The following is a 3183-nucleotide window of genomic DNA, read 5'->3' as shown; positions in this document are numbered from 1 at the left end:
ATTAAATGTCGGGTTCGGAACCTGCAAACTGGCCTTCACACTGGCATCACCGCAGCTTTGCCGTTAGAGGAAGCCTGACAGCAACCCCGGAGTCCGCCCATGTCTTTCGACCGCAAGATCAAGATCGCCCCGTCGATCCTTTCCGCCGACTTTGCCAATTTCGGCCAGGAGATCCGCGCGATCGAGGATCAGGGCTGCGACTGGGTACATGTCGATGTGATGGACGGCCATTTCGTGCCGAACCTCACCTTTGGCCCGGCGATGTGCAAGGCGATCCGACCGCATATCAGGACTGTCATGGATGTGCATCTGATGATTGCGCCGGTCGACCCTTATATTGAGGCCTTCGCCGAGGCTGGCGCCGATATCATCACCGCGCATGTCGAGGCTGGCCCACATATACACCGCACATTGCAAGCCATTCGTGCGACAGGGAAAAAAGCTGGTCTGGCGCTGAATCCCGGTACGCCGGCCGAGGCTCTGGCGCCGGTCCTCGATCTTGTTGACCTCGTCTGTGTCATGACCGTGAACCCGGGCTTTGGAGGCCAGAAATTCATTCATTCCCAGATAGATAAGGTGCGAAGCTTACGTTCCATGATCGCTGGCCGCCCGATCCATATCGAAATCGATGGCGGCATCACACCCGAAACCGCGCCCCTGGTCACGGCGGCCGGTGCTGATGTGCTGGTGGCCGGATCAGGCGTATTTTCCGGCGGATCAGTTGCGAACCCGGATGTCTACGGCAAGAACATCGCGGCGATCCGCGCCGCCGCAGAAGCCGCCGCCAGGTAAGGAGCCCCACATGGCCGTTTACCCACCTATATGCGACTTCGGCTGGAAAGCACCGGATTTCACCCTGCCCGGCACTGATGGCCGCAACTGGTCCCTGAAAGACATCGCAGGCCCGAATGGCACGCTGATCATGTTCATCTGCAACCATTGTCCTTACGTGCAATCGGTCATAGACCGCATCGTGCGGGACGCGGCGGCCTTGCAGACGCTCGGCATTGGTGTCGCGGCAATATCCTCAAATGACGTGATTGCCTATCCGCAGGACGGGTTCGGGCATATGCAGCAAGAGGCGCTGAAACACGGGTTTACTTTCCCCTATCTCTTCGATGAAAATCAATCTGTGGCAAAGGCTTACAACGCGATCTGCACGCCGGATTTTTTCGGTTTCAACACGGATTTGGAGCTTCAGTATCGCGGCCGCCTTGACGCGTCGGGACGTCAGGCCGCGGGCCCCGATGTGAAGCGCGAGCTTTTTGAGGCGATGAAAGCGGTCGCCGAAACCGGCATGGGCCCGGAACACCAGATTGCCTCGATGGGTTGCTCAATCAAGTGGAAGGCCGCGTGAGCCCCCTGCCCTCGCTGATCTTCGATCTTGACGGAACGCTGATCGACAGCGTTCCCGATCTGATGGCTGCGGTGAACCGGTTGCTGGCGGCGGAAGGCCAGGACCCGATGAACAGGTCAGAGGTGCAATCCTATGTCGGCGACGGGGCACCGGTTCTGGTGCGCCGGGTGATGGCGGCGCGTGGGCTGCCCACCGACCGGCATGCGGAACTGACCGGAAAACTGGTTGCCGACTACACCGCGCGGTCCTCTGAACTGACGCGCGTCTATCCGAACGTTCGTGACGTGCTCGCAGAGTTTCAGCAGCGTGGCCACCGGCTTGGCATCTGCACCAACAAACCCGGCGCGGCGACAGAGGTTGTACTGAGGGCGCTTGGCCTTGACGGCTTTTTCGATGCGGTCATTGCAGGCGACAGTCTGGCTGAGAAGAAACCCCACCCTGCCCCGCTGCAAGCGGCCGTTGCTGCGCTCGGATCGCCCGCACTTTACATCGGCGACAGCGAGGTCGATGCCCGCACAGCCGAAGCTGCGGGTCTGCCATTTATCCTGTTCACCGAAGGATATCTGAGGGTGCCATTGCGTGAAATTCGGACCACCACAACATTCCGGAATTTTGACGAATTACCGAACATCGTTGCCGGGTTTTCCGTCCGGGCGTAACATGATCCTCGCCAAGGCCTGACAAGCGGACGGATTTCATATTCGATCGTTGAAATATGTTCCGCGCCATTTATATCTCAGGGAAGACAGAGCGGGAGTATGTGATGACGGCTGAAGGACCTGACGTAACAGGGTTTTTCGATGACGCAACGAACACTGTGACCTTTCTGGTGAAGGATCCCGGGAGTTCCGCCTGCGCGGTCGTCGATTCTGTGCTCGATTTCGACTATGCGTCGGGACGCACCGATACGCGCTCAGCCGACCGCGTCATTGCCCATATCCGCGACAACGGCCTTTCGGTCGCATGGATCCTCGAAACCCATGTCCATGCCGACCACCTCTCGGCGGCGCCCTATCTTCAGGAACGGCTTGGCGGCCGGATCGGCATTGGTGAAAATATCATCCTCGTGCAGGACACGTTCGGCAAGATCTTCAACGAAGGCACCGAGTTTCAGCGCGATGGCAGCCAGTTCGACCGGCTCTTTTGCGACGGCGATACATTCGATATCGGAGAGCTGAAGGCGCGCGTTTTGCATACGCCGGGTCATACACCGGCCTGCCTGACTTATGTGATTGGCGATGCGGCCTTTGTCGGCGATACGCTTTTCATGCCGGATTTTGGTACGGCGCGCTGTGATTTTCCCGGAGGGTCAGCAGAATTGCTCTACGCGTCGATCCAGAGAATTCTAAGTCTGCCGGACACGACCCGGATTTTCGTCGGGCACGACTATAAGGCACCGGGGCGCGATGAATTCAAATGGGAAACGACTGTTGCGGAAGAACAAGCCCGCAATGTCCATATCGGCAGCGGCCAGTCCTCTGCCGACTTCATCGAGATGCGCGAAGCCCGCGACAAGACGCTGGCAATGCCAAAGCTGATCATCCCGTCCCTGCAGATCAACATTCGAGCAGGACAGATGCCTCCCGCCGCAGAAGACGGAAAAACCTATCTCAAAGTGCCCATAAACGGGCTGTGACCCAATACGATTTTTCTACGAAAAATCGACGAACTTTTGTAGAAAAGTCGGATGTCATCTCAAGATCGCAAGTTATTTAAGAAGAATGCGATTCCATCCATGCCTCAGCATCAACGTAGTCTGCGCCCCAGGCTGATACGCTTCTTTACCAGTTTTTCTGAATTTCGGCCCATGTGGCGGACCCAGAGTC

4 protein-coding genes are annotated in these 3183 nt (G+C 57.8%); all 4 read left to right on the top strand.

Annotated elements, in window-relative coordinates; all coding sequences use genetic code 11:
• Nucleotides 1-99: 99 nt before the first annotated feature.
• Nucleotides 100-792 (top strand): ribulose-phosphate 3-epimerase, encoded by a 693-nt coding sequence (gene rpe / locus WBB85_RS03875; protein ID WP_432637306.1) that lies wholly within the window; start codon nucleotides 100-102, stop codon nucleotides 790-792.
• Between the two features lie 10 nt (nucleotides 793-802).
• Nucleotides 803-1357 (top strand): thioredoxin family protein, encoded by a 555-nt coding sequence (locus WBB85_RS03870; RefSeq protein ID WP_432637305.1) that lies wholly within the window; start codon nucleotides 803-805, stop codon nucleotides 1355-1357.
• Nucleotides 1358-1362: 5 nt separating this feature from the next.
• Nucleotides 1363-2016 carry a phosphoglycolate phosphatase gene (gene gph / locus WBB85_RS03865; RefSeq protein ID WP_432637307.1) on the top strand — a complete coding sequence of 218 codons (654 nt, stop codon included), beginning with the start codon at nucleotides 1363-1365 and terminating at the stop codon, nucleotides 2014-2016.
• Between the two features lie 104 nt (nucleotides 2017-2120).
• Nucleotides 2121-2993, top strand: coding sequence for an MBL fold metallo-hydrolase (locus WBB85_RS03860; protein ID WP_432637304.1), 873 nt, complete (start codon nucleotides 2121-2123; stop codon nucleotides 2991-2993).
• Nucleotides 2994-3183: the final 190 nt, after the last annotated feature.

Source organism: Albidovulum sp. (assembly GCF_049646345.1).
GTDB lineage: Bacteria > Pseudomonadota > Alphaproteobacteria > Rhodobacterales > Rhodobacteraceae > Albidovulum.
The sequence above is the reverse complement of the archived record's forward strand: the minus strand, read 5'-3'. Positions and strand labels throughout refer to the sequence as shown.

Bases quoted from the DNA above. Each gene is read 5' to 3' on its own strand.
- rpe (WP_432637306.1), top strand. From the start codon at position 100: ATGTCTTTCGACCGCAAGATCAAGATCGCCCCGTCGATCCTTTCCGCC.
- WBB85_RS03860 (WP_432637304.1), top strand. From the start codon at position 2,121: ATGACGGCTGAAGGACCTGACGTAACAGGGTTTTTCGATGACGCAACG.
- WBB85_RS03870 (WP_432637305.1), top strand. From the start codon at position 803: ATGGCCGTTTACCCACCTATATGCGACTTCGGCTGGAAAGCACCGGAT.